General features: G+C 71.0%; 21 protein-coding genes. 7 read left to right on the forward strand and 14 right to left on the reverse strand.

Annotated features, from left to right (window positions below; translation table 11 throughout):
* Window positions 1-40: 40 nt before the first annotated feature.
* From KVS71_RS00465 to KVS71_RS00485, 5 genes are all read right to left on the reverse strand, one after another.
* A complete protein-coding gene (locus KVS71_RS00465; protein ID WP_302676007.1) occupies window positions 41-1,039 on the reverse strand; it encodes a LacI family DNA-binding transcriptional regulator in 999 nt (332 codons plus the stop codon).
* A gap of 125 nt (window positions 1,040-1,164) precedes the next feature.
* Window positions 1,165-2,595 (reverse strand): GH1 family beta-glucosidase, encoded by a 1,431-nt coding sequence (locus KVS71_RS00470; protein ID WP_217582822.1) that lies wholly within the window; start codon window positions 2,593-2,595, stop codon window positions 1,165-1,167.
* Between the two features lie 5 nt (window positions 2,596-2,600).
* Window positions 2,601-3,491, reverse strand: coding sequence for a carbohydrate ABC transporter permease (locus KVS71_RS00475; protein ID WP_025103981.1), 891 nt, complete (start codon window positions 3,489-3,491; stop codon window positions 2,601-2,603).
* On the reverse strand, window positions 3,488-4,528 hold the full coding sequence (locus tag KVS71_RS00480; protein WP_025103982.1) for a carbohydrate ABC transporter permease: 1,041 nt from the start codon (window positions 4,526-4,528) through the stop codon (window positions 3,488-3,490). Before KVS71_RS00480 ends, KVS71_RS00475 begins: the two co-directional genes overlap by 4 nt.
* A 178-nt stretch (window positions 4,529-4,706) precedes the next feature.
* Entirely contained in the window at window positions 4,707-6,023 is a 1,317-nt protein-coding gene (locus KVS71_RS00485; protein ID WP_060922864.1) for an ABC transporter substrate-binding protein, read from the reverse strand.
* Window positions 6,024-6,255: 232 nt separating this feature from the next.
* Between KVS71_RS00485 and KVS71_RS00490 the strand changes: the two genes are divergently transcribed.
* The 3 genes from KVS71_RS00490 (at window position 6,256) to purQ (ending at window position 7,880) form a co-directional block, all read left to right on the forward strand.
* Window positions 6,256-6,786 carry an adenine phosphoribosyltransferase gene (locus KVS71_RS00490; RefSeq protein WP_105949140.1) on the forward strand — a complete coding sequence of 177 codons (531 nt, stop codon included), beginning with the start codon at window positions 6,256-6,258 and terminating at the stop codon, window positions 6,784-6,786.
* Between the two features lie 141 nt (window positions 6,787-6,927).
* Complete coding sequence (gene purS / locus KVS71_RS00495) at window positions 6,928-7,176, forward strand: phosphoribosylformylglycinamidine synthase subunit PurS (RefSeq protein ID WP_025103985.1); 249 nt, start codon at window positions 6,928-6,930, stop codon at window positions 7,174-7,176.
* Complete coding sequence (gene purQ, locus KVS71_RS00500) at window positions 7,173-7,880, forward strand: phosphoribosylformylglycinamidine synthase subunit PurQ (protein WP_060922862.1); 708 nt, start codon at window positions 7,173-7,175, stop codon at window positions 7,878-7,880. Before purS ends, purQ begins: the two co-directional genes overlap by 4 nt.
* Window positions 7,881-7,977: 97 nt before the next feature.
* On the opposite strand, the gene KVS71_RS00505 is transcribed toward purQ, so the two are convergent.
* Entirely contained in the window at window positions 7,978-9,234 is a 1,257-nt protein-coding gene (locus tag KVS71_RS00505; protein WP_217582823.1) for a hypothetical protein, read from the reverse strand.
* Window positions 9,235-9,448: 214 nt separating this feature from the next.
* On the opposite strand from KVS71_RS00505, the gene KVS71_RS00510 reads away from it, so the two are divergent.
* From KVS71_RS00510 to KVS71_RS00520, 3 genes are all read left to right on the forward strand, one after another.
* Window positions 9,449-10,345: an SDR family oxidoreductase gene (locus tag KVS71_RS00510; protein WP_105949138.1), complete on the forward strand. Its 897-nt coding sequence runs from the start codon at window positions 9,449-9,451 to the stop codon at window positions 10,343-10,345.
* A gap of 173 nt (window positions 10,346-10,518) precedes the next feature.
* Entirely contained in the window at window positions 10,519-12,180 is a 1,662-nt protein-coding gene (locus KVS71_RS00515) for a glycoside hydrolase family 13 protein (protein WP_217582828.1), read from the forward strand.
* Between the two features lie 69 nt (window positions 12,181-12,249).
* The gene (locus tag KVS71_RS00520; RefSeq protein WP_217582834.1) at window positions 12,250-13,257 is read left to right on the forward strand and encodes a LacI family DNA-binding transcriptional regulator; all 1,008 of its coding nucleotides are present in this window, start codon (window positions 12,250-12,252) and stop codon (window positions 13,255-13,257) included.
* A 104-nt stretch (window positions 13,258-13,361) separates the two neighbouring features.
* On the opposite strand, the gene KVS71_RS00525 is transcribed toward KVS71_RS00520, so the two are convergent.
* Window positions 13,362-14,996, reverse strand: coding sequence for an FAD-dependent oxidoreductase (locus KVS71_RS00525; RefSeq protein WP_217582836.1), 1,635 nt, complete (start codon window positions 14,994-14,996; stop codon window positions 13,362-13,364).
* Complete coding sequence (locus KVS71_RS00530; protein WP_217582838.1) at window positions 14,993-15,157, reverse strand: hypothetical protein; 165 nt, start codon at window positions 15,155-15,157, stop codon at window positions 14,993-14,995. The genes KVS71_RS00525 and KVS71_RS00530 overlap by 4 nt, the downstream gene beginning before the upstream one ends.
* A gap of 93 nt (window positions 15,158-15,250) precedes the next feature.
* On the opposite strand from KVS71_RS00530, the gene KVS71_RS00535 reads away from it, so the two are divergent.
* Window positions 15,251-15,517 (forward strand): metal-sensitive transcriptional regulator, encoded by a 267-nt coding sequence (locus KVS71_RS00535; protein WP_025103992.1) that lies wholly within the window; start codon window positions 15,251-15,253, stop codon window positions 15,515-15,517.
* A 98-nt stretch (window positions 15,518-15,615) separates the two neighbouring features.
* Here KVS71_RS00535 and KVS71_RS00540 read toward each other — a convergent pair whose 3' ends face one another.
* The 6 genes from KVS71_RS00540 to KVS71_RS00565 all read right to left on the reverse strand — a co-directional run bounded on the left by KVS71_RS00540 (window position 15,616) and on the right by KVS71_RS00565 (window position 22,026).
* On the reverse strand, window positions 15,616-16,242 hold the full coding sequence (locus KVS71_RS00540) for a superoxide dismutase (protein ID WP_217582840.1): 627 nt from the start codon (window positions 16,240-16,242) through the stop codon (window positions 15,616-15,618).
* Between the two features lie 22 nt (window positions 16,243-16,264).
* Window positions 16,265-16,801, reverse strand: coding sequence for a flavin reductase family protein (locus tag KVS71_RS00545; RefSeq protein WP_217582841.1), 537 nt, complete (start codon window positions 16,799-16,801; stop codon window positions 16,265-16,267).
* Window positions 16,798-18,147 (reverse strand): FAD-dependent oxidoreductase, encoded by a 1,350-nt coding sequence (locus KVS71_RS00550; protein ID WP_217582842.1) that lies wholly within the window; start codon window positions 18,145-18,147, stop codon window positions 16,798-16,800. Before KVS71_RS00550 ends, KVS71_RS00545 begins: the two co-directional genes overlap by 4 nt.
* Complete coding sequence (gene fdxA / locus KVS71_RS00555) at window positions 18,144-18,470, reverse strand: ferredoxin (protein ID WP_025103996.1); 327 nt, start codon at window positions 18,468-18,470, stop codon at window positions 18,144-18,146. The genes KVS71_RS00550 and fdxA overlap by 4 nt, the downstream gene beginning before the upstream one ends.
* Window positions 18,471-18,625: 155 nt before the next feature.
* Window positions 18,626-20,878: a glycoside hydrolase family 3 N-terminal domain-containing protein gene (locus KVS71_RS00560; protein ID WP_217582843.1), complete on the reverse strand. Its 2,253-nt coding sequence runs from the start codon at window positions 20,876-20,878 to the stop codon at window positions 18,626-18,628.
* On the reverse strand, window positions 20,878-22,026 hold the full coding sequence (locus KVS71_RS00565; protein WP_217582844.1) for an ABC transporter permease: 1,149 nt from the start codon (window positions 22,024-22,026) through the stop codon (window positions 20,878-20,880). Before KVS71_RS00565 ends, KVS71_RS00560 begins: the two co-directional genes overlap by 1 nt.

Consider the following 22,026-nt stretch of genomic DNA (forward strand, 5'->3'; position numbering starts at 1 on the left):
TCCGCGACCGGGCCTCACCCGTGTCCGCGGTCGGTGCGGCTCAGGCGGAACCGCGGACGACGAGCTCCGTCGGCAGGATGGTCGTCCGAGGCGGGTCCTCCCCCGCGAGCCGGGAGAGCAGCACCTGCGTCATCGCCTCGCCCTGGGCGTACATGGGCTGGCGCATGGTCGTCAGAGGCGGATCGGTGGTGAGGGCCACCGAGGAGTCGTCGAAGCCGACGAGTGCGATGTCCTCAGGCACCCGCACCCCGGCACCCCGCAGCGCCGTGAGCGCTCCGCGGGCCATGAGGTCGCTGGCCACGAAGATCGCGTCCGGTCGCCCTTCCGCGAGCAGACGGCGGGCGGCATCGGCTCCGCTCGCCTCGCTGTAGTCGCCCTCCTCCTCCGCGAAGGGAGACAGCCCCGCGGCGGCGAGCGCGGCGCGGAACCCCTGCACGCGGTCGGTCGACGAGGGCATCGTGAGCGGACCGGAGATCGTGGCGATGCGCGTGCGTCCGATGTCGACGAGGCGCTGCGTGGCCGCCCGTGCGCCGGCGACGTTGTCGACGTCGACCACGTAGTCGCCCTCGGCCCGCCGCACCGGACGGCCGCCGTAGACCACGGGGACCGCGTCGGCGATCCGGTCGACGAACGCGTCACTCGTGTGGTGCGACACGATGAGCGCGCCGTCGACGCCGCCATTGCGCACGAAGCTCGTCATCTTGTCGCCGGGGTCGTCGCTCGCGATCAGAAGGTTCAGCAGGTAGTCGGAGCTGCGGAGGGCGCCGGTGATGCCGGCCACGATCGCCGCGAAGAACGGGTCGCCGAAGAATCGGGTCGTGTCCTCGGGGACGATGAGGGCGATCGCGTGCGTCTGCCGGGAGGCGAGCGAGCGAGCGGCGCGGTTCGGCACGTAGTTGAGCTCGTCGATCGCGGCGCGCACGGCGGCGAGCGCTTCCGGGCTGACCGCGGTCGACCCGTTGACCACCCGCGACACGGTCGACCGGGACACGCCGGCGGCGGCCGCGACCTCCTCGATGGTCGCGCGGGGCGACATCATCGCTTGCTCTCTTTCATCGCCCCATTCTCATCCACCCGGCGCCAGGCCGTGAAAACCCCCGCTTCGAATCGCCCGATTGGTCCCATTTCGGCCGCAGATGGGACCAATCGGGCGATTCGAACGGGTCAGAGGGACCGGGCGGCGATGATCCGGGCGTACTCGCGGCCGGAGTCCTTGACCGTCCGCTCCTGGGTGTCGTAGTCCACGCGGACGATCCCGAAGCGCTTGTCGTAGCCCCAGGCCCACTCGAAGTTGTCGAAGAGGGACCAGTAGAAGTAGCCGCGGACGTCCACGCCACTGTCCCTGGCGTCGAGCACGGCGTCGAGGTGCGCGCGCAGGAACGCGGTGCGGTCGGCATCGGGCACCCGCGTCTCCCCGTCCTCCACCACGACGGTGTCGTCGTAGGCCGCGCCGTTCTCCGTCACCGAGAGCACCACGCCCGCGGGCTCGGCGTACTCGGTCCAGAGCCGCTGCAGCAGTCGCGTGAGTCCCTCCGGCTGGACCTCCCAGCCCTGGGCGGTCCGCGGCAGTCCGCGCTCGACGGCATGGATGCCCTCGTGCGAGGGGTACGGGCTGCGCGTCACGTGCGCCGTCTCCGGGCCGCTGGACACCGCCGCGTCCTCGGGACCGGTGCCGGACACGAGGTCGCCGTGGTAGTAGTTCACGCCCTGCGTGTCGATGGGCTGGGCGATGGTGTCGAGGTCACCCTCGTGCACCGCCGCCTCGAACCGCGCCACGGCCTCGGGGTCCACTGCGCGGATGTCCTCCACGGTGTCGGCGGGGTAGGCGCCGCGGTAGATGGGGTCGAGGAACCACCGGTTGAACTGGCCGTCCAGCCGCCGGGCCGCATCGACATCCGCGGGGTTCTGCGGGTCGGCGGGGTCGGCCACCGTGTGGTTCAGCGTGATGCCGAGGTTGAGGGAGGCGTCGCGGCCGCGGAGCTCCCGTACCGTCGCGCCGTGCGCGAGGAGCAGGTGGTGCGAGGCCAGCAGTCCCTCGGCGACGCTCGTGTGCCCCGGGGCGTGCTCGCCCCCGGTGTAGGAGAGGAAGGACGAGCACCACGGCTCGTTGAGGGTCGTCCACACGTTCACGCGGTCGCCGAGGGCGTCGTGCATGGTGCCCGCGTACTCCAGGAAGCGGTCGACGGCGTCACGGTTCGTCCAGCCGCCGACCTCCTGCAGGGCCTGCGGCATGTCCCAGTGGTACAGCGTAAGCCAGGGCAGGATGTCGGCCGCGAGGAGCTCGTCGACGAGGCGGCTGTAGAAGTCGACCCCCGCCCGGTTGACCGCGCCACCGTCCGGGCGCACCCGCGACCACGAGGTGGAGAAGCGGTACGTCTGCAGCCCGAGCTGCTTCATCAGCGCGACGTCCTGCGGATACCGGTGGTAGTGGTCGCACGCCACATCCCCGTCGTCGCCGCCGACCACGGCCCCCGGCACTCGGCAGAAGGCGTCCCAGATGGAGGCCGTCCGCCCGTCCTCGAAGGCGGCGCCCTCGATCTGGTAGGCCGCGGTCGCCGCGCCGAAGAGGAAGTCCGAGGGGAAGGCACGCGTCATAGGTGTCATCCTTTCACCGCGCCCGCCATGATGCCACTGACCAGCTGCCGCCCCGCGATCACGAAGAGCACGAGGAGCGGAAGGGTCGCGAGCACTGCGCCGGTGAGCACGATCGAGTAGTCGATGTAATAGCCGGACTGCAGCTGGCTGAGCGCCGTCTGCAGCGTCGGGTTCTGGGGGGAGAGCACGATCAGGGGCCAGAGGTAGTCGGTCCAGGCGGTCATGAATGTGAAGAGTCCGAGGATCGCCATGGCCGGCCGCGCCGCGGGCACCCCGACGGTGAGGAAGGTGCGGAACTGGTTCGCGCCGTCGACCCTGGCGGCCTCGATGAGCTCGTCCGGGATCACGTCCACGAGGTACTGCCGCATGAAGAACACCCCGAAGGCCGTGACGAGGGTCGGCACGATCACCGCACCGATCGTCCCCGTCCAGCCGAGTTCGCGCATCAGCATGAACAGCGGGATGATGCCGAGCTGCGTGGGGATGGCCATGGTCGCGATCACGAACACCATGAGGCCGTCGCGCCCGCGGAAGCGGAGCTTCGCGAACGCGTAGCCGGCGAGGGTCGAGAACGTGACGACGGAGATCGTGATGATCGTCGAGATGAGGAACGAGTTGCCCAGGGCGAGCCAGAACGGGATCGCGTCGAACACCTTCGCCGCGTTCGCGAGGAAGTTGCCGCCGGGGATGAGGGGCAGGGTCTCGCCGCGGGTCGCGTTGGTCCCGCTCGCGACGACGAACGACCACCACAGCGGGTAGGCGCCGCCGATGACGAAGGCCGCGAGGAGCCCGTAGGTGAGGAAGCCCGGGCGGCTGCCGAGGCCGGCGCTCCCGCTCGCGGTGCCGCGCCGGCGGCGGATGCGCTCCGGCACGCTGAGGGCCTGGGTGGCGGTCATCGCGCCTCCTCCTTCCCGGTCGGGCGGATGCGGCGTCGGGCCGCGCGATTCTTCGGGGCGTCTCCGGTGGCGATGCGCCGGGAGATCAGGAAGTTGATGAGGCCGATCGCGACGATCAGCAGGAAGAGCAGGATCGCGACGGCCGAGGCCTCACCGAGGTTGCGGCGGAAGAACGCCAGCTCCCAGAGGAACAGCACGGTCGTCTGGAACTGCCGGTCGCTGCCGCCGATGCCGCCCGCGGTGGAGACGTCGAACAGCCGCGGTTCGGCGAAGATCTGCAGGCCGCCGATGGTCGCGGTGATGATGACGAAGATCAGCGTGGGACGGATGGTGGGGATCGTGATGGCGAAGAACCGCCGCACTGCCCCGGCACCGTCGAGTGCGGCCGATTCGTAGAGGTCGCGCGGCACGGCCTGCATCGCGGCGAGGAGGATGAGGGCGTTGTAGCCGGTCCAGCGGAAGTTCACCATGACCGCGATCGCGATGTGCGACAGGACCGTGTCGTGCTTCCACTGCTGATCGGCGATGCCGACGAGGTTGAGGAGGTTGTTGGCCAGACCGTCCGCCTCGTTGAAGATGCTGGAGAAGATGATCGCCACGGCGACCGGGGTGACCACGAAGGGGATGAGGACGCTCATGCGCCAGAACGTCGGCGTCCGCAGTCCGCGGTCCAGCAGGTAGGCGATCACCAGAGCGACGGCGAGCTGCGGGATGGCGGAGAGCAGGAAGATGCTCAGCGTGTTGCGGATGGAGTTCCAGAACATGCCGTCGCCGAGGATCGCCGCGAAGTTGCCGAAGCCGACGAACGGTCCCTCGCCCTTCAACAGGTCCCACTCGTGGACCGCGACCCACACCGTGTACAGCAGCGGGAAGAGGCCGATGAGCCCGAAGAGGAGGAAGAACGGGGAGATGTAGAAGTACGGCGAGGCGCGGTGGTCGAAACGGGAGACGCGGGTGCGCCAGGAGCGTCGCGGCGGAGCATCCGCCGCTGCGGGGGCGGCGGCCTGCGGCTCCGCCGGCGGGGCGGTGAGGGTCATGGGCGTGTCCTTTGCCGGGCTTCGACAGGCTCAGCCACCCACTCGGGGCGCTGAGCATCCCCTCTGGGGCGCTGAGCATCCCCTCTGGGGCGCTGAGCATCCCCTCTGGGGCGCTGAGCATCCCCTCTGGGGCGCTGAGCGTCCCCTCTGGGTCGCTGAGCCTGTCGAAGCGAGATGATCAGCCGACGAGGTCGTTCAGGAGGCCGATCGCCTGGTCCCAGGCGCCCTGCGTGTCGGTCTCGCCGCGGTCGAGCGCGCTCAGCGCCGGCCCGAAGACGTTCTCCTGGATCACCGAGTCATCGGCACCCTTGAACTGTGCGACGACGCCCTTGGCACGCTCGGCGAGGATGGCACCGGTCGGCGCGTCGTTGAAGAACTCGTTGGGCGTGGCCTCCTCGGCGAGGGACTCCTGCGCCTTGATGGTCGACGGGAAGTTGCCCGCGGCGGCGGACTGCTTCACCTGCTGCTCGGGCTGCGTCAGCCAGTCGGCGAGCTCGGCCGCGGCCTCCTTGTGCTCCGACGACTCCGGGATCGAGAGGAACGCGCCGCCCCAGTTGGCCGCGCCGCCGGGGAAGACGTCGGCGAAGTCCCAGCCGGTCGACGCGTCGCCGCCACCGGCCTCGACCTGGCCCTGCACGACGCCGAGCATCCAGCCGGGGCAGACGAAGGTGGCGAAGGTGCCGTCGACGAACGACTTGCCGCCGTTCCAGTCCCACGCGGTCTGCGCCGCGGACTGGCCGCCCTCGGTCGCGGCGCCGAGGAGCTCGAAGCGCTCCTGGAGCTCGTCGTTGCCCTCGACGTTCAGCTCGCCGTCGGCGGTGTAGTAGCCCTCGTCGAGCTGGTTGACCATGGCGTTCCAGACGAAGCCGGAGTGGTCGTACCAGGCCTTGCCGGTCTTGGCCGTGTAGTCGGCGCCGACCTGGAAGTAGTTCTCCCAGTCGCCGTTCAGCAGCTCGGCGACCGACTCGCGGTCGCTGGGCAGGCCGGCGGCCTCGAACGCGGCGCCGTTGTAGCAGATGCCGCTCGGGCCGATGTCGGTGCCGTAGCCGATGACGCGGCCCTCGGCGTCGGTCGCCTGGCCGTACTTCCAGTCGACCCAGTCGTCCTTGCGGTCCTCGATGCCGTAGTCGCGCAGGTCGACGAAGGTGTCCGAGACGTCCATGATGGCGCCGAGCCAGCCCTCCTCGATCGCGACGATGTCGCTGAGTCCGGAGCCGGCGGCGATCTTGGTGAAGGCATCGGTGCGGGCGTTGCCACCGGTGTCGATGTTGGTCGCCTCGATCGTCACGTTCGGGTGCGCCTTCTCGTACTCCTTGTAGAGGTCGTCGTAGCCGAAGGTTCCGAAGGTGGTGACGGTCAGTGTGACCTTCTCGTCGGCGCTGGCGCCGGAGTCGCCGTCGCCGCCGGTGCTGCCGGAGCAGCCGGCGAGGGCGAGAGCGGAGACGGATGCCACGGCGGCTGTCGCCAGGATCCGGGTGCGGGCACGTGAGTTCACGGTTCACTCCTTTGTGGGTTCGTGCGGGTGGTGGTGCGTGGGGGCTTGTGGGAGCGCTCCCACAAGGTTGTCGTGAACTCTATGGGAGCGCTCCCACGATGTCAAGGGTGCGGGATGGCCGCCGGTCCCCGTTCACAACTCAGGAGAACTGGGATCCGACGCCGCTGCTCGAGCGCCGCCGGCCCGGAGCCCGCGAATTCTCCGGAGTTGTGAACCGGCGTACCCTTGTCCGGTGCCCGAAGCCACGCTCTCCCCTGCCCTCGCCCGCGCCGAATCCCTGATCCGCAGCATCCCGGACTACCCGGAGCCCGGCATCATCTTCCGCGACATCACGCCGCTCCTCGCCGACGCCGAGGCCCTCCGCGTGACGACCGAGGCGATCATCGAGCCCTTCGCGGGGCAGTTCGACGTGGTGGCCGGCATCGAGGCGCGGGGCTTCATTCTCGCCGGGGCCGCCGCCATCGCCGCGGGCGTCGGGCTGATCCCGATCCGCAAGGCCGGCAAGCTCCCCCGCCCCGCCGCCTCCGTCGACTACGCCCTCGAGTACGGCACGGCGACCATCGAGATGCACGACGACCTGCCCGTGGGCTCCCGCGTCCTCCTCATCGACGACGTGCTCGCCACCGGGGGCACCCTGGCCGCCGGTCGGCAGCTCGTGGAGCGTCTCGGCAGCCACGTCGCCGGCATCTCGGTGCTCTTCGAGATCGACGGCCTCGGCGGCCGCGACACGGTCGGCGACCTCCACACCGTCTTCCACTCCTGACCCGAGACCCCGGTTTCTCGCCGACACCCCGGGATAGCGGCGCGCGCAGGACCGGGTGTGGGCGAGTGCCCGGGGTCTCAGCGGAGCATCGACGAGCGGTAGACTGAACCCGCCCGTCCGCCCGCGACTCTTGGAGCCGTCATGCCCACCATCGTCGTCGACGTCATGCCCAAGCCCGAACTGCTCGACCCGCAGGGGAAGGCCGTCTCCGGCGCCTTCGCCCGCCTGGGCGTCGAGGGCTTCACCGACGTCCGCATCGGCAAGCGCTTCGAGCTCACGGTCGAGGGCGAGGTCACCGACGAGGTCCTCGCCGAGGCCCGCCGCATCGCCGACGAGGTCCTGTCGAACGCCGTGATCGAGGACGTCGTGGGCGTCGAGGTGGCGGAGTGACCGTCCGCATCGGCGTCGTCACCTTCCCCGGCTCGCTGGACGACGTCGACGCGCAGCGCGCCGTCCGCATCGCGGGAGCCGAGCCGGTCGCCCTGTGGCACGGCTCGCACGACCTCGAGGGCGTCGACGCCCTCGTCCTCCCCGGCGGGTTCAGCTACGGCGACTACCTCCGCGCCGGAGCCATCGCGGCCCTCTCGCCCATCATGAACGAGGTCAAGGACGCCGCCGCGAAGGGCATGCCCGTCCTCGGCATCTGCAACGGCTTCCAGATGCTCGTCGAGGCGCACCTGCTGCCCGGCGGACTGATCCGCAACAACCACCAGCACTTCGTGCGCCGCGACCAGAAGCTCACGGTCGAGAACTCCGACACCGCCTGGACCAACGCCTTCCGCACCGGCCAGGAGATCGTGATCCCGCTGAAGAACGCGGACGGCGGCTACATCGCCGACGAGCAGACGCTCGACCGCATCGAGGGCGAGGGTCTCGTGGCGTTCCGCTACGCCGGCGTGAACCCGAACGGCTCGCTGCGCGACATCGCGGGGCTGACGAATGAGGCGGGCAACGTCGTGGGGCTCATGCCGCACCCCGAGCACGCCACGGAGCCCGGATTCGGTCCGGACACCGCTGTCGCGATGCGCAGCGGCGTGGACGGCCTCGACTTCTTCACGAGCGCGATCGCCGCCGTCGCCCGCGTCGCCGCCTGACACCTCCCTCGACCCACCCCTCTGCGCGCTTCCCACCCCGTTGTGGGCGGGCGGAACGGGCCGGGGCGACCGTAAGGGGCCGGGTCGATAGGCGAGGTCAGGGGAGACGGAACGGGTTGTCGCCCACGGCCGCGAGCAGGTACCAGGCCGTCGTGCCGGTGTGCAGGCTCGCGTAGTAGAGGTCGCCGAAGCCGGAGTCGAGTCCGTCCGTCGAGGTCGCCACGATGCCCTTGCCGTCGCCGTTGGGTGCGTCGCGCTGCACCAGCCGGATGCCGGCCAGCAGCTCCTCCACGCGCTCCTGGTCGCCGGCGGCTCCTCGCTCCTGCAGCGCGAGGGCGAGGTGCCCGCTGCCCTCGAACCAGACCTTCGACACGTCCGCGTCGCTGATCGACGGACCGCGGTACGGACCGTCCCGGGCTACGAGGTGCGCGAGCGTCCAGTCCACGGCCGAGCCGTATCGGGCGTCCCCGGTGCCGAGCAGGCTCCACGTCTGCGCGTCGAGCGGGATGGGACGGGTGTTGATCGTGCTGCCGTCGAGCAGCGTCCCGGTGTCCACGTGCCCATCGGCGCTCTGCATCGCCGCGACGAATCCGGCCGCCACCGCCGCGCGCTCCGCCCACACCCCGTCGTCCGTGAGCTGGGCGAGCTGCGTGAAGAACCCCGCGATGTCGCTGTTGTGCTCGGTGGACTTCCACTCCAGCGGCACCCCGGCATCGGTCTGCCCGCCGGTGTAACCGTAGGGTGCCCGCGTCATGTCGGCGGTGTTGTCCTGGATCCACTCCGCGATGCGCACCGCGCCGTCGAGATACCGTGCCTCCCCCGTGGCGTGGAAGAGGCGGGCGAGCGCCATGCCCACCCAGGCCTGATTGCCGGTGAAGGTGCCGGGCCCGGTGATCTCCATCCGGCCCTGACGGATGCCGTGCGGCTCGTACGAGGTGCGGACGCGGCCGTCGCTGACGGGGTCGTTCTCCTGCACGAAGAGGAGGGTGTCCGCGACGGCCCGCGCGCGGCGCAGGTCCTCCGGCAGGCCGCGGGCCGTGTAGGCGATCACGACGAGGGCGTCGTCGTACACGAAGGAGGGGGTGAAGTCCCACGACGGCGTGGTGAAGAACCCGCCCTCGTAGCTGCGCGGCAGGCAGCGGCCCTCGCCGTCGCAGAACTCGTCGACCCGCGCGTCGAGGAACTCGTACGCGAGCGCGACCGAAGCCGCGGGGTCGTTCACCGGGTCGGCCGGGGGCTGCGCGCGGGCACCGAACGCGTCGGACACGGCGGGGGCGGCGCCGACGAGCACGGCGCCGACGACGAGCGCGGCGACGACCGCCCAGGGCGCGGATCGGCGGGCGGAAGCGGACATCACGACCTCTCGACGGCAGGACCCCCGGGGGACATGCCGCGAGCGACACGGGGGATGCTCGTCACCCTGTCATGACAAGAGGCACCAGGGGAAGTGTCTTTCGGCCACATGCGCGTGTACCAAAGCGACCGGATGCGTGCAAGGCGTTTGCCGCACCCGGAGCACGGCGCGCACGATGGTCATCCCGTCCCCGACCTCCCGGAAAGGACACCCCATGTCCCGCGACCAGTACACCTTCACCAACCCGGTCGAGCTCTACGCCGACATCCAGCCGCAGAAGCAGCACATGCGCGAGCCCGGTCTCGACGCCGACCTCACTCCGAAGGCCGACCTCGGCGAGGAGTCGTACCGCGGCACCGGACGGCTGACCGGGCGCAAGGCACTCATCACCGGCGGCGACTCGGGCATCGGCGCGGCCACCGCGATCGCGTTCGCCCGCGAGGGCGCCGATGTCGCGATCTCCTACCTCCCGGAAGAGGAGGAGGACGCGAGCCGCATCGCCGGCATCCTCCGCGACGCGGGAGCGACCGTCGCCACGATCCCCGGCGACCTGCGCGACCCGGAGTACTGCCGCACCCTGGTGGCCGAGGCCGTCGCGGCGCTCGGCGGACTCGACATCCTCGTCAACAACGGCGGCAAGCAGGTCTTCCAGGAGTCCCTCACCGATGTGACCGACGAGCAGTTCGACGACACGTTCAAGACCAACGTGTACGCGATGTTCTGGATCACGAAGGCCGCCCTGCCGCACCTCCCCGCAGGGTCGACGATCATCAACACGACGTCGATCCAGGCCTACTCGCCATCGGACATCCTCGTCGACTACGCCTCGACGAAGTCGACCATCAACGCGTTCACGAAGGGCCTCGCCCAGCAGCTCGCGCCGAAGGGCATCCGCGTGAACGCCGTGGCTCCGGGACCGATCTGGACCCCGCTGCAGCCGAGCGACGGGCAGCCGCAGGAGAAGATCGCGCAGTTTGGCCAGGACACTCCGCTCGGCCGGATGGGTCAGCCCGCCGAACTCGCCCCCGCCTACGTCTTCCTCGCCTCCCCGGAGTCGAGCTACGTGCTCGGCGAGACCCTGAACGTCAACGGCGGCATGCCCACCCCCTGACCCTCATCCCCCGTCGACCCACCCCCTTCCGTTCCTCCCGGCCCGTTCCGGTCGTCCGCAAGGGGGTGGGTCGGACGGAAAGGGGTGGGTCGGCGGAGAGGGGGAGAGAGGACTCCGAACCGTTTCGATACCTGTGGTGGCGGGACTGTAAGCGTTTGCAGTAGCCTGATCGCATGGCACAGCTCGAACAGATCGCAGCCCCCGGTTCCGAGTGGTGGCGCAGCGCCGTCATCTACCAGATCTACCCCCGCTCCTTCGCGGACGCGTCGGGCGACGGCATCGGCGACCTGCCGGGCATCACGAGCCGCCTCGACGCCCTGCAGGAGCTCGGCGTCGACGCGATCTGGCTCAGCCCGTTCATGACGAGCCCGCAGCGCGACGCCGGCTACGACGTGGCCGACTACCGCGACGTCGACCCGTTGTTCGGCACGCTGGCCGACTTCGACGAGATGCTGGCATCCGCCCACGCCCGCGGCATCCGGGTGATCGTCGACCTCGTCCCCAACCACTCCTCCGACCAGCACCCGTGGTTCCAGGAGGCGCTCAAGGCGGCGCCCGGCAGCCCGGAGCGCGCGCGCTACATCTTCCGCGACGGCCGCGGCGAGAACGGCGAGCTGCCCCCGAACAACTGGGAGTCGGTGTTCGGCGGCGGCATGTGGCAGCGCGTCACGGAGGCCGACGGCACCCCCGGCCAGTGGTACCTGCACATCTTCGACGCGACGCAGCCGGACTTCGACTGGAACAACGAGGAGGTGCAGGAGGAGTTCCGCTCGATCCTGCGCTTCTGGCTCGACCGCGGCGTCGACGGCTTCCGGGTCGACGTCGCCCACGGCATGATCAAGACCGAAGGGCTGCCTGATTACACGCCGCCGACCGACGCCGACTCCATGGGCGGCGGCGAGTCGAACGTGCCGTACTGGGGTCAGGACGGCGTGCACGAGATCTACCGGGACTGGCACAAGGTGCTCGCCGAGTACGACGGCGACCGCGCCCTGTGCGGCGAAGCCTGGATGCCGACACTGAAGGAGACCGCGCTCTGGGTGCGTCCGGACGAGATGCACCAGACCTTCAACTTCCCGTACCTGATGACGGCGTGGGACGCGAAGGCGCTCGGCGACGTGATCCGCGAGTCGCTGGACGCGTTCGGCGCGGTCGGCGCCCCCAGCACCTGGGTGCTGTCCAACCACGACGTCGTCCGGCACGCCACGCGCCTGGCCCTCACGATCGACAACCCGCAGGGCGAGGGCATCGGCCCGAACACGCCGGACAAGCCCGACACCGCCATCGGCCTCGCCCGCGCCCGCGCGGCCACCACGCTGATGCTCGCACTCCCCGGATCGGCCTACCTGTACCAGGGCGAGGAGCTCGGGCTGCCCGAGGCCATGGAGATCCCGGACGAGTACCGCCAGGACCCGACGTGGTTCCGCACGAACGGCGAGCGCTACGGCCGTGACGGCTGCCGCGTGCCGCTGCCGTGGGAGGCGGAGGCTCCCGCCTTCGGCTTCAACGACACCGGCCTCTCGTGGCTCCCGCAGCCCGCGGACTGGGCGGCCTACGCCCGGGACGTCGAGGAGGTCGACCCGGCGTCGACCCTGGCCCTGTACAAGCGTCTGCTCGCCGGCCGTCGCGAGTTCGGATTCGGCACCGGGTCGCTGGTGTGGGAGGACGCCGGTCCCGGTGCCGTCGCCTTCCGTCGCGGCGAGGTGCACGTGCTGGCGAACCTCGGCACGGCTCCGCTCGACCTCCCGGAGGGCGCGGTCGTCTTGCTCCGCAGCCAGCCGTTCGACGGCCCCGAGGTCCCCGTCGACACCGCCGTCTGGTACACCAAGGCCTGACACCCGCTGCGCCCGTGACGCGCTCCACCCGGGGCGTGTCACGGGCGTCTCCGATCCGAAGGACAGACGATGGCGAGCATCGACGAGGTCGCCCGGCTCGCCGGCGTCTCCACCGCGACGGTCTCCCGCGCACTGAGCGGCCGCGGGCACGTGTCCGAGTCGGCGCGCGAGCGCGTGCAGGCGGCCGCCGCGTCCCTCGGGTACGTGGTGTCCTCCCGCGCCTCGAGCCTGGCGTCGGGGCGCACGCGCAACATCGGGGTCGTCGTGCCGTTCCTCGACCGCTGGTTCTTCAGCACCGTGCTGTCCGGGGTGTCCGCCGCGCTCATGCGCGCCGGGTACGACATCACGCTCTACAACATCACCGCCGACAAGGACGTGCGCCGCCACGTCTTCGACACGTTCCTGCGCCGCCAGCGCGTGGACGCCGTGATCGCCGTGTCCATCGAGCTGGACGAGGACGAGACCCAGCAGCTCCTCGACCTCGGGCTCCCCGTGATCGCGATCGGGGGCCCGAACCCGAAGCTCGACACCCTCACGGTCGACGACGTCGCCGTGGCCCAGCTCGCGACGGAGCACCTGCTCGGGCTCGGACACACGGAGATCGCCCACATCGGCGCGAATCCCGAGTTCGACATCGACTTCCACATCCCCACCAACCGACGACTCGGCTTCGAGCGGGCGCTGGCCGCGGCCGGCATCCCCCTGAACCCCGCGTTCCTGGAGCCGGCGGACTTCACGGTCGAGGGCGGCTATCGCGCCGCGAAGCAGCTGCTCGGACGCCCGGGGCCTCGCCCCACCGCGGTGTTCGCCGCCTCGGACGAGATGGCGATCGGAGCGCTCCTCGCCGCCCGCGACCTCGGCTTCGCGGTGCCGGGCGATCTGTCCATCGTGGGCATCGACGGCCATGAGCTCGGCGAGTTCTTCCGCCTCACCACGGTCGACCAGTTCCCGCTCGGGCAGGGCGAGCGGGCGGCCGATGCGGTCCTCGCGAAGCTCACCGACCCGGAAGCCGTGCGCCCGCCCGCCGCCCTTCCGTACGAGCTCAACGTCCGCGGCACGACCTCCCGGCTCGTCTGAGCCGGGCGGCGTTCACAACTCAGGAGTACGGCGCGCGGAGACCGCGGTTCCGGCCCTGACGGGCGTAGGTGCGCCGGTTCTCCTGAGTTGTGAACGCGTCGAGCTCAGGAGCCTACGGTCGCGTCCCGCCAGGTGCGGTAGCCGCCGTCGAGATTGCGCACCTCGCGCCCGTGCTGCCGCAGCAGCCGGGTGGCGATGTGCCCCCGCAGGCCGACCTGGCAGTGCACCACGAGGGGGCCGTCCGGCAGTTCGTCGAGACGGTCGCGCAACTCGTCCAGCGGGATGTTCCGCGCGCCGGGGATGGCGCCGTTCGCATGCTCGGCCCCGGAGCGGACGTCGATGAGGGTCGATCCCGCCTGCAGGGCGTCGTCGAGCTCGTGCCACTGGACGGTCGGCGTGGTGCCGTTGCGGGTGTTCTCGGCCACATAGCCGAGGATGTTCACGGCGTCCTTCGCGGAGCCGAACTGCGGAGCGTACGCGAGCTCCAGGTGCGCGAGACCGGAGGCGGTGACGCCCGCCTGCAGCGCCGTCGCGATGACGTCGATCCGCTTGTCCACGCCGTCACGACCCACGATCTGCGCCCCGAGGATGCGGTCGCTGGCGGGGTCGGCGAGGAGCTTCATCGACAGGGTCTCCGCGCCCGGGTAGTAGCCGGCGTGCGATGCCGGGTGCACGTGCACGGCGAAGAAGTCGCGGCCCGCGGCACGGAGCTGCTTCTCGCTCCATCCGGTCTTCGCGGCGGCGAGGCCGAACACCTGCACGATGCCGGTGCCGAGGGCGGGGCGCGCCGACGCCTCCCGACCCGCGATGACGTCGGCCACCATGCGGCCGTGGCGGTTGGCGAGACCGGCCATGGTCACGAGCACCGCACCGCCGCCGATGAGGTCGGCCTTCTCGACGCCGTCGCCGACCGCGAAGACGTCCGGGGCACTGGTGCGGCAGGCCTCGTCGACGGCGATCCCGCCGGTCTCGCCGAGACGGATCCCCGCGGCGCGGGCGAGTCCGGCCTCGGGCACGACCCCGGAGGCGTCCACGAGGAACTCCGCGGGGAGGGTGGCACCGTCGCTCAGGGTCACGGAATCCGCGGCCGTGGCCACGACCTCGACGCCGAGTCGCACGTCGACCCCGCGGCGCCGGACCTCGGCCGCCAGGGGGGCGGCCATCTCCGGATCCAGCGGGGCGAGCAGCTGGGCACCGCGTTGCACCAGGGTGACCGCGGCGCCCCGGGCGACGAGGTTCTCCACCGCTTCGAGCCCCGTGTATCCGCCGCCCACCACGACCACCGGCAGCCCGGGGCGGAGGGCTGCGTCGATCGCATCGGCATCGGCCACGGTCCGCAGGCTCCGCGCGGGGAGGGCTCCGGTCGGCTCGTCGCCGCGGGGCCGGGCACCGGTGGCGAGCACGAGGCGGTCGTACGGGTGGGCGCTACGACGGCCGCTGTCGAGATCGACGACCTCGACCCTCTTGCGCTCGGTGTCGATGCCGACGACGTCGTGACGGACGCGGACGTCGAGCCGGAAGCGGCGGTGCAGCGACTCCGGGGTCTGCAGCAGGAGGGCGTCGCGCTCCTCGATCACGCCGCCCACGTAGTAGGGCAGGCCGCAGTTGGCGTAGGAGACCTCGGGCCCGCGCTCGAAGACGACGATCTGCGCGGACTCATCGAGCCGCCGGAGCCGGGTCGCCGCCGACATGCCGCCGGCGACGCCTCCGACGATGACGACGCGGAGCGGCGCGCTCATCGGCCGAACAACCGGGACAGGAGACCGCCCTTGGCCTCGTCCTTCGGGTGGCCCGCGCACCAGTCCGACGCCGGCACGGTGCGGCGGACGGCGTCGACGTGCTGGCCGCACCCCGCCCAGGTGGTCTTCCCGCAGGTACGGCAACGGGCTGCTCGACACATGTGTTCACTCCTCACTCGATACCCCGGTGGGTATGCAGACACTATACCCCCGGGGGTATAGTGAAGCGCACAGCCGGCCTTCAGGGAGTGACCATGACCACCGTCGACACCGACACGCAGCGCAAGATCGCCAACCGCCTCAAGCGCGCGCAGGGACAGCTCGGCGCCGTGATCGCCGCGGTCGAGAGCGGCGGCGACTGCCGGGCCGTCGTCACGCAGCTGGCCGCCGTGACCTCCGCGTTGGACAAGGCCGGGTTCCAGATCATCGCCTCCGCCATGAAGACCTGCCTGGAGGACCCCGCGCAGGACGACGCCGTCCCGCTCCCCGACCTGGAGAAGCTCTTCCTCACCCTCGCCTGAACGCGACCCGGCCCCTTGCGGCCACCCCGGCCCGTTGCGGACGATCGCAACGGGCCGGGGCGCACGCAAGGGGCCGGGTCGGCGAGGGTGGGGTGGGATCAGGGGACGAGGAGACCCGCGGTCGCGGTGCGCGCCGTCTCGAAGCGGCGCTGCACGTCGGGCCAGTTCACGAGGTTCCAGAACGCCTTGACGTAGTCCGCCCGCACGTTGAGGTAGTCGAGGTAGTAGGCGTGCTCCCACACGTCGAGCTGCAGCAGCGGGATGACGCCGAGCGGCGCGTTGCCCTGCTGGTCGAAGAGCTGGAAGATCACCGGGCGTGCGCCCACCGAGTCCCAGGCGAGCACGGCCCAGCCGGAACCCTGCACGCCGAGGGCCGTCGCGGTGAAGTGCGCGCGGAAGCCGTCGATCGACCCGAACGAGTCCGCGAGAGCCGCCGAGAGCTCGCCCTCCGGAGCCCCGCCGCCCTCGGGCGAGAGGTTCTGCCAGAACACGGAGTGGTTGATGTGGCCGCCGAGGTTGAACGCGAGGTCCTTCTCGAGCTTGTTCACCGCTCCGAGGTCGCCGCTGTCGCGGGCCGCCGCGAGCTGCTCCAGCGCCGTGTTCGCGCCGGTCACGTAGGCCTGGTGGTGCTTGGAGTGGTGCAGCTCCATGATCTTGCCGGAGATGTGCGGCTCCAGCGCCGAGTAGTCGTAGGGCAGCTCGGGGAGCGAGTACGGAGTGGACATGGTGGTTCCTTTCGTGACGGGGTCAGAGGGCGGTGTCGTGGGACAGGGCGTGGAATCGGCGGTCGATGTAGACGAGCGGGCGGGCGGGGCGGCCGGTGAGCACCTCGAGCACGTCGGCGATCACCACGGTCGACGAGCCGACGGGCACGGTCTGGATCGCCCGGCAGCGCAGGGCCACACGGGCCTCGGCCAGGTGCGGCTCGCCGGTCGGCAGCGTCGTCCAGCCCTGCTCGGGCGTGAAGCGCTCGGAACCGCTCACCGCGAAGCTCTGGGCGAGCGCGGAGTGCTCGTCGTCGATGAGGTGCACGACGAAGGTCTCGGCGCCGAGGATGGCCCCGGCGCTTCCGGTCGCCCTGGTCACCGAGAACACGATCGCCGCCGGGTCGACCGCGACCGACGACACGCTCGACGCCGTGAGGCCGACGGGGCCGTCCGGACCCTGCGCCGTGATGATGGCGACACCGGCGGGATGGGTGCGGAACGCCGCCTTGAGTCCCTCCCCGACCGGCGTGGGCACCGGAGCGGCGGGGTGCGGGGTGGTGTGCGGGTCGGGGGTCATCGGGTGCTCTCCTCGAGAGGGATGGGGGTGGGGGTCGCGTGGGCGCGCATGGCCGCGCGGTCGACGAGCTTCGTGCGCTCCCGACCGCGGACGGCTCCGGCGCGGCGCTCGGCCTCGTCGATGCGCAACCAACCCTCCCAGTCCACCACGCCGGGGAGGTCCACGGGCGGGTCGCGGTCGATGCGGGCGGACGGCGTCGCGGCGAGGTCCTCCACGAGATGCTGCACGGTCTGCGCGGCGTCGGACTTGGTCGAGCCGATGAGCCCGATCGGCCCGCGCTTGATCCAGCCGGTCGCATAGAGGCCGGGGACGGGCGTGCCGTCGGCATCGAGCACCCGTCCCTCCGCGTTCGGAACGATGCCCCGCGCCGCGTCGAACGGCACGCCGGGCACGGGCGAGGAGAGGTAGCCGATTGCCCGGTAGACGGCGCCGACCTCGTACCGCACGAGCTCGCCGGTGCCGATCATGCGGCCGAGCGAATCGGAGGCCGTGCGCTCGAACTCGATGCCCTCCACACGGTCCGTGCCGAGGACGCGGACGGGTCGATGCCGGAAGTGCAGGTGGATGCGCCGGGAGGCTTCGGTGGACGGACGCTGCGCCCATTCCGTGAGGGTGCGCACGATGATGCGGCGCTGCGAGAACTGCTCCAGCATGCGGGCGGCGTGGTCGTCGAGCTCGAGGTCGGCGGGATCGACGATCACCTCCACGTCGTGCTGCTCCCCGAGCTCGCGCAGCTCCAGGGCCGAGAAGCGCACATCGGCCGGACCGCGACGGGCGAAGAGGTGCACGTCGCGGACCCGGCTCGCGGCGAGCGCGTCGAGGATGTGATCGGGGGTGTCGGTCGATTCCAGCGCCGCGGCGTGCTTCGCGAGGATGCGCGTGACGTCGAGGGCGACGTTGCCCGCGCCGATCACGGCCACGGACTCCGCCTCCAGGCCCCAGCCCCGCGCGACGTCGGGGTGCGCGTCGTACCAGGCCACGAAATCCGCGGCGCCGAACGATCCGGGAAGCTCCGCTCCCGGCACGTCGAACGTCACGTCACGGTCGGCTCCGGTCGCGATCACGACGCCGTCGTACGCCCGGCGGAGCTCGTCGACCGTCACATCGACGCCGACCTCGACGTTGCCGAGCAACCGGATGCCGGGCTGGAGGAGCACGTCGTGCAGCGCATCGATGATCTTGCGGATGCGCGGGTGGTCGGGGGCGACGCCGTAGCGGACGAGCCCGTACGGAGCGGGGAGCTTCTCGTACAGGTCGATGGCCGCCTCCGGCACCTGCGCCCGGAGGAGGTCGGCGGCGTAGATGCCTGCGGGTCCCGCGCCGACGATCGCGATGCGCGGAGTCACTCGTGCACCTCCTGCGGCGGGAGCGCGGCGATGAGCGGGTGGTCGTGCCGGATGAGTCCGGTGCGGGCGGCGCCTCCGGGCGAGCCGATCTCGTCGAAGAACTCGACGTTGGCCTTGTAGTAGTCCTGCCACTCGTCTGGGAGGTCGTCCTCGTAGTAGATCGCCTCGACGGGGCACACCGGCTCGCACGCTCCGCAGTCCACGCACTCATCCGGGTGGATGTAGAGCGACCGCTCCCCTTCATAGATGCAGTCGACCGGGCATTCGTCGATGCAGGCCTTGTCCTTGAGGTCGACGCATGGCAGTGCGATCACGTACGTCATCGCGACTTCTTCTCTGTCCCACTCACGCCCTCCACCGTAAAACCTCAAGCGCACTTGAGGTCAAATCGAGGCCGATCCCCCCGCCTCTCGCCGAGACCCCGCCTCCGCCGCGCGGACACGACGAGGTCTCGGCGGGAAAGCGGGGTCTCGGGGAATCAGGACGGGGAGATCTCGAAGGAGGCGGGGAGGAGGTGCTCCTCGCGGGAGCTGGGGCCGACGAGGAGCGTGAAGGTGCCCGGCTCCACCGTCCGGACACCGGCGGCGGTCACGATCGTGCAGTCGGCGACGGGGACCTCGATCCGCACGCGCGCGCTCTCCCCCGGCGCGAGGTCGACCTGCCGGAAGGCCTTGAGCTCGCGGTCGGTCCAGCTCACGCTCGTCACCTCGTCCCGCACGTACGCCTGCACGGTCTCGCGGACGGGCCGGTCCCCCGTGTTCGTCACGGTCACGTGCCCCACCACGGTGTCGCCGAGGCGCAGCTCCGTCTGCTCCAGCTCCAGCTCCGCGTACGCCACGGTCGTGTACGACCGGCCCTCGCCGAAGGCCCACGCCGGCGCCTGGGTGAGGTCGGCGTAGCGGTCGCCGTGCTGACCGCGGATCTGGTTGTAATAGGTCGGCTGCTGCCCGACGTGCCGCGCGAACGAGATCGGCAGCCGTCCCGAGGGCTCCACGGCACCCGTGACGATGTCGGCGAGCGCCCGCCCGCCCTGCATGCCGGGATTCGCGGCCCAGACCACCGCCGCCGCCCGCTGCACCGAGGGCGGGAGCACGAGGGGCTTGGACGCCAGCAGCACCACGACGACGGGCTTCCCGGTCTCGATGAGAGCGTCGAGCAGGGCGTTCTGGCCGCCGATGAGCTCCAGCGTGGCCGTGGACCGCCCCTCGCCCACGAGCTCGATGCGATCGCCGACCACCGCGACCACGACGTCGGCGGCCTCGGCGGCGGCCACCGCCTCCGCGATGAGCGCAGGATCCGGCAGGCACGGCTGCACCACGGGAGGACGCGGCTGGTTGTCCGGGAAATGCGTGCCGCGGGGGTCGTCGGCGAGCGTGAGGATGTCGGCGCCGCGTGCATGCGTGACCGTCCACGCGTCCACCGCACGGAGGCCGTCGAGCACGGTCGTGATCATCTCGCGGGGCTGTCCGTCGAGCCAGCCCGCCTGGCCCGAACCGCCGGCCCAGTCGCCGAGCTGCGTCTGCGCGTCGTCCGCGAGCGGCCCGGTCACCGCCACCCGCAGGGGTGCCGCGGCATCCAGCGGCAGCACGCCGTCGTTCTCGAGCAGCACGAGGGAACGGCGCGCGATCTCGAGGTTGAGGTCCGCGTGCGCGGCGCTGCCGACCACGGCGGACACGTCGTCGCGGGGCAGCCGCGGGTCTTCGAAGAGTCCGAGCTCGAACTTCAGCGTGAGGATGCGGGAGACCGCGTCGTCGAAGGCGTCCTCCGGCAGCAGCCCCCGGGCGACCGCGTCCAGCGCCCCCTCGAAGAACCCTGGCGTGGTCATCACCATGTCGTTCCCGGCGCGCACGGCCGCGGCCGCGGCATGGGTGAGGTCGGGCTGCACCCGCTGCTCCCACACCATCCGGCCCACGTTGTCCCAGTCGGTGATGAGGGTGCCGGTGTAGCCCCACTCGCCGCGGAGCACGTCGCTGAGCAGCCACTCGTTCAGCGTGATCGGCACCCCGTCGGTCGTCTGGTAGCCGAGCATGAACGTCCGGCAGCCCTCGCGGGCGACCCGCTCGAACGGCGGCAGGAACCAGGAGCGCAGCTTGCGCGGGGAGATGTCCGCCTCGCTCGCGTCGCGGCCGCCCTGCGTCTCCGAGTAGCCGGCGAAGTGCTTGGCCGTCGCGAGGATCGCCGTGGGGTCGTCGAGCCCGTCGCCCTGATAGCCGCGCACCATGGCCGAAGCCAGCTCCCCGATGAGGAACGGGTCCTCGCCGAACGTCTCCCCGACCCGCCCCCAGCGCAGATCGCGGGCGATGCACAGCACCGGCGAGAACGTCCAGTGGATGCCGGTCACGGCGACCTCCTCGGCCGTCGCCCGCGCCACGCGCTCGACGAGCGCCGGGTCCCAGGACGCCGCCATGCCGAGCTGCGTGGGGTAGATCGTGCCTCCGGGCCAGAACGAGTGGCCGTGGATGCAGTCCTCGCCCACGAGCAGCGGGATGCCGAGCCGGGTCTGCGCGACCAGGGCGGCGGCCCGCCGCAGACGCTCGTCCGAGGCGTGCAGGATCGATCCCGCGTGCCGCCGGAGGACGTGGTCGTCGATGTCGTCGCGGGCGTCGAGCTGGAGCATCTGCCCGACCTTCTCCTCCACCGTCATCCGGCTGAGGAGGTCGGCCACGCGTTCGCGGATCGAGAGAGAGGGGTCCTGGTACGGGAGCTGCGTGGTCAGAGTCTGAGAGGTCATCACTTCGTGTTCTGGTTCGTGTGCGGTGTGGCGGTGTTCGAGGAGTCGGTGGCGCCGGAAGCGGCAGGCGAGGTCGCCGACGATACGGGATCGGGGCTCTTCTCCGGCAGGGGCACGCTGCGGACGACCGTGACGGCGTCGTTCACGTTCAGCCCCTTCTTCTTCATCGCCCTGGCCCGCTCACCGGCCGAGCGCAGTCGCGGGTTGACGTACTCGTCGATGCCGAAGTTGATGAGCGAGAGCGCGACGCCGATGATCGCGATGCACAGCCCTGCCGGCACGTACCACCACCACAGCCGCGGGAAGGCGCCGTTCTGCTGCGCCCAGAACAGGATCGTCCCCCAGTTGAGGTTGCTGACCGGGATCACCCCGATGAAGGCCAGGGTCGTGAGGCCGAGGATCGCCGCGGTCACGGTGCCGACGAAGCTCGACGCGATGAGCGCCATGAGGTTCGGGAGCATCTCGACCGTGATGATGCGGCGCAGCGGCTCACCGTTCGCTCGGGCGGCCTGGATGAAGTCGCGGTTGCGCAGCGACATGGTCTGCGCTCGGAGCACGCGGGCGCCCCACGCCCATCCGGTGATCCCGAGCACCGCGGCGATCACGATCAGCGGCGGGTTCTCGAACTGCGAGGCGATGATGATGATCAGCGGGATGCCGGGGATCACCAGGAACACGTTGGTCAGCGCCGACAGCGATTCGCTCTTCCAGCCGCGCACGTAGCCGGCGATCACACCGATCGTGATCGCGATGATCGTGGCGATGAACGCCGCGAGGAAGCCGACGACGATCACGCCGCGGGTGCCGTAGATGATCTGGCTCAGCACGTCTTCGCCCATGTGCGTCGTGCCCAGCCAGTGCTCCCAGGAGGGCGGCTGACGCAGCGCCGTGCGGTCCTTCTGGGTCGGCCCGTACGGGGCGATCCACGGGGCGAAGATCGCGATGAGCACGAACGCCCCGAGGATGAGGAGCCCGGCGATCGACTTGGGGTTGCGGAACATCGCGAACGCCTGCGCGAGCTGCGACCAGAAGGTCGTGCGCGGCGGCGTTCCCGCCGGCGGGGTGCGCAGCGTGGCGGTCTCGGGCATGCCGGAGACGACGGCCGATCCGTCCGGCGCCGTGTTCGCTGCGGTGGTGGGAACGGTCAT

This window comes from Microbacterium sp. GbtcB4 (assembly GCF_019091465.1).
GTDB classification, from domain to species: Bacteria; Actinomycetota; Actinomycetes; order Actinomycetales; family Microbacteriaceae; genus Microbacterium; species Microbacterium paraoxydans.

Excerpts from the sequence above, each read along its gene's own strand:
- KVS71_RS00480 (WP_025103982.1), bottom strand. The coding sequence starts at position 4,528 with ATGACCCTCACCGCCCCGCCGGCGGAGCCGCAGGCCGCCGCCCCCGCA.
- KVS71_RS00530 (WP_217582838.1), bottom strand. The coding sequence starts at position 15,157 with ATGTGTCGAGCAGCCCGTTGCCGTACCTGCGGGAAGACCACCTGGGCG.
- KVS71_RS00520 (WP_217582834.1), top strand. The coding sequence starts at position 12,250 with ATGGCGAGCATCGACGAGGTCGCCCGGCTCGCCGGCGTCTCCACCGCG.
- KVS71_RS00545 (WP_217582841.1), bottom strand. The coding sequence starts at position 16,801 with ATGACCCCCGACCCGCACACCACCCCGCACCCCGCCGCTCCGGTGCCC.
- purS (WP_025103985.1), top strand. The coding sequence starts at position 6,928 with ATGCCCACCATCGTCGTCGACGTCATGCCCAAGCCCGAACTGCTCGAC.
- KVS71_RS00535 (WP_025103992.1), top strand. The coding sequence starts at position 15,251 with ATGACCACCGTCGACACCGACACGCAGCGCAAGATCGCCAACCGCCTC.
- KVS71_RS00470 (WP_217582822.1), bottom strand. The coding sequence starts at position 2,595 with ATGACGCGTGCCTTCCCCTCGGACTTCCTCTTCGGCGCGGCGACCGCG.
- KVS71_RS00475 (WP_025103981.1), bottom strand. The coding sequence starts at position 3,491 with ATGACCGCCACCCAGGCCCTCAGCGTGCCGGAGCGCATCCGCCGCCGG.
- KVS71_RS00510 (WP_105949138.1), top strand. The coding sequence starts at position 9,449 with ATGTCCCGCGACCAGTACACCTTCACCAACCCGGTCGAGCTCTACGCC.
- KVS71_RS00505 (WP_217582823.1), bottom strand. The coding sequence starts at position 9,234 with ATGTCCGCTTCCGCCCGCCGATCCGCGCCCTGGGCGGTCGTCGCCGCG.
- KVS71_RS00515 (WP_217582828.1), top strand. The coding sequence starts at position 10,519 with ATGGCACAGCTCGAACAGATCGCAGCCCCCGGTTCCGAGTGGTGGCGC.
- KVS71_RS00565 (WP_217582844.1), bottom strand. The coding sequence starts at position 22,026 with ATGACCGTTCCCACCACCGCAGCGAACACGGCGCCGGACGGATCGGCC.
- fdxA (WP_025103996.1), bottom strand. The coding sequence starts at position 18,470 with ATGACGTACGTGATCGCACTGCCATGCGTCGACCTCAAGGACAAGGCC.
- KVS71_RS00540 (WP_217582840.1), bottom strand. The coding sequence starts at position 16,242 with ATGTCCACTCCGTACTCGCTCCCCGAGCTGCCCTACGACTACTCGGCG.
- KVS71_RS00560 (WP_217582843.1), bottom strand. The coding sequence starts at position 20,878 with ATGACCTCTCAGACTCTGACCACGCAGCTCCCGTACCAGGACCCCTCT.
- KVS71_RS00465 (WP_302676007.1), bottom strand. The coding sequence starts at position 1,039 with ATGATGTCGCCCCGCGCGACCATCGAGGAGGTCGCGGCCGCCGCCGGC.
- KVS71_RS00525 (WP_217582836.1), bottom strand. The coding sequence starts at position 14,996 with ATGAGCGCGCCGCTCCGCGTCGTCATCGTCGGAGGCGTCGCCGGCGGC.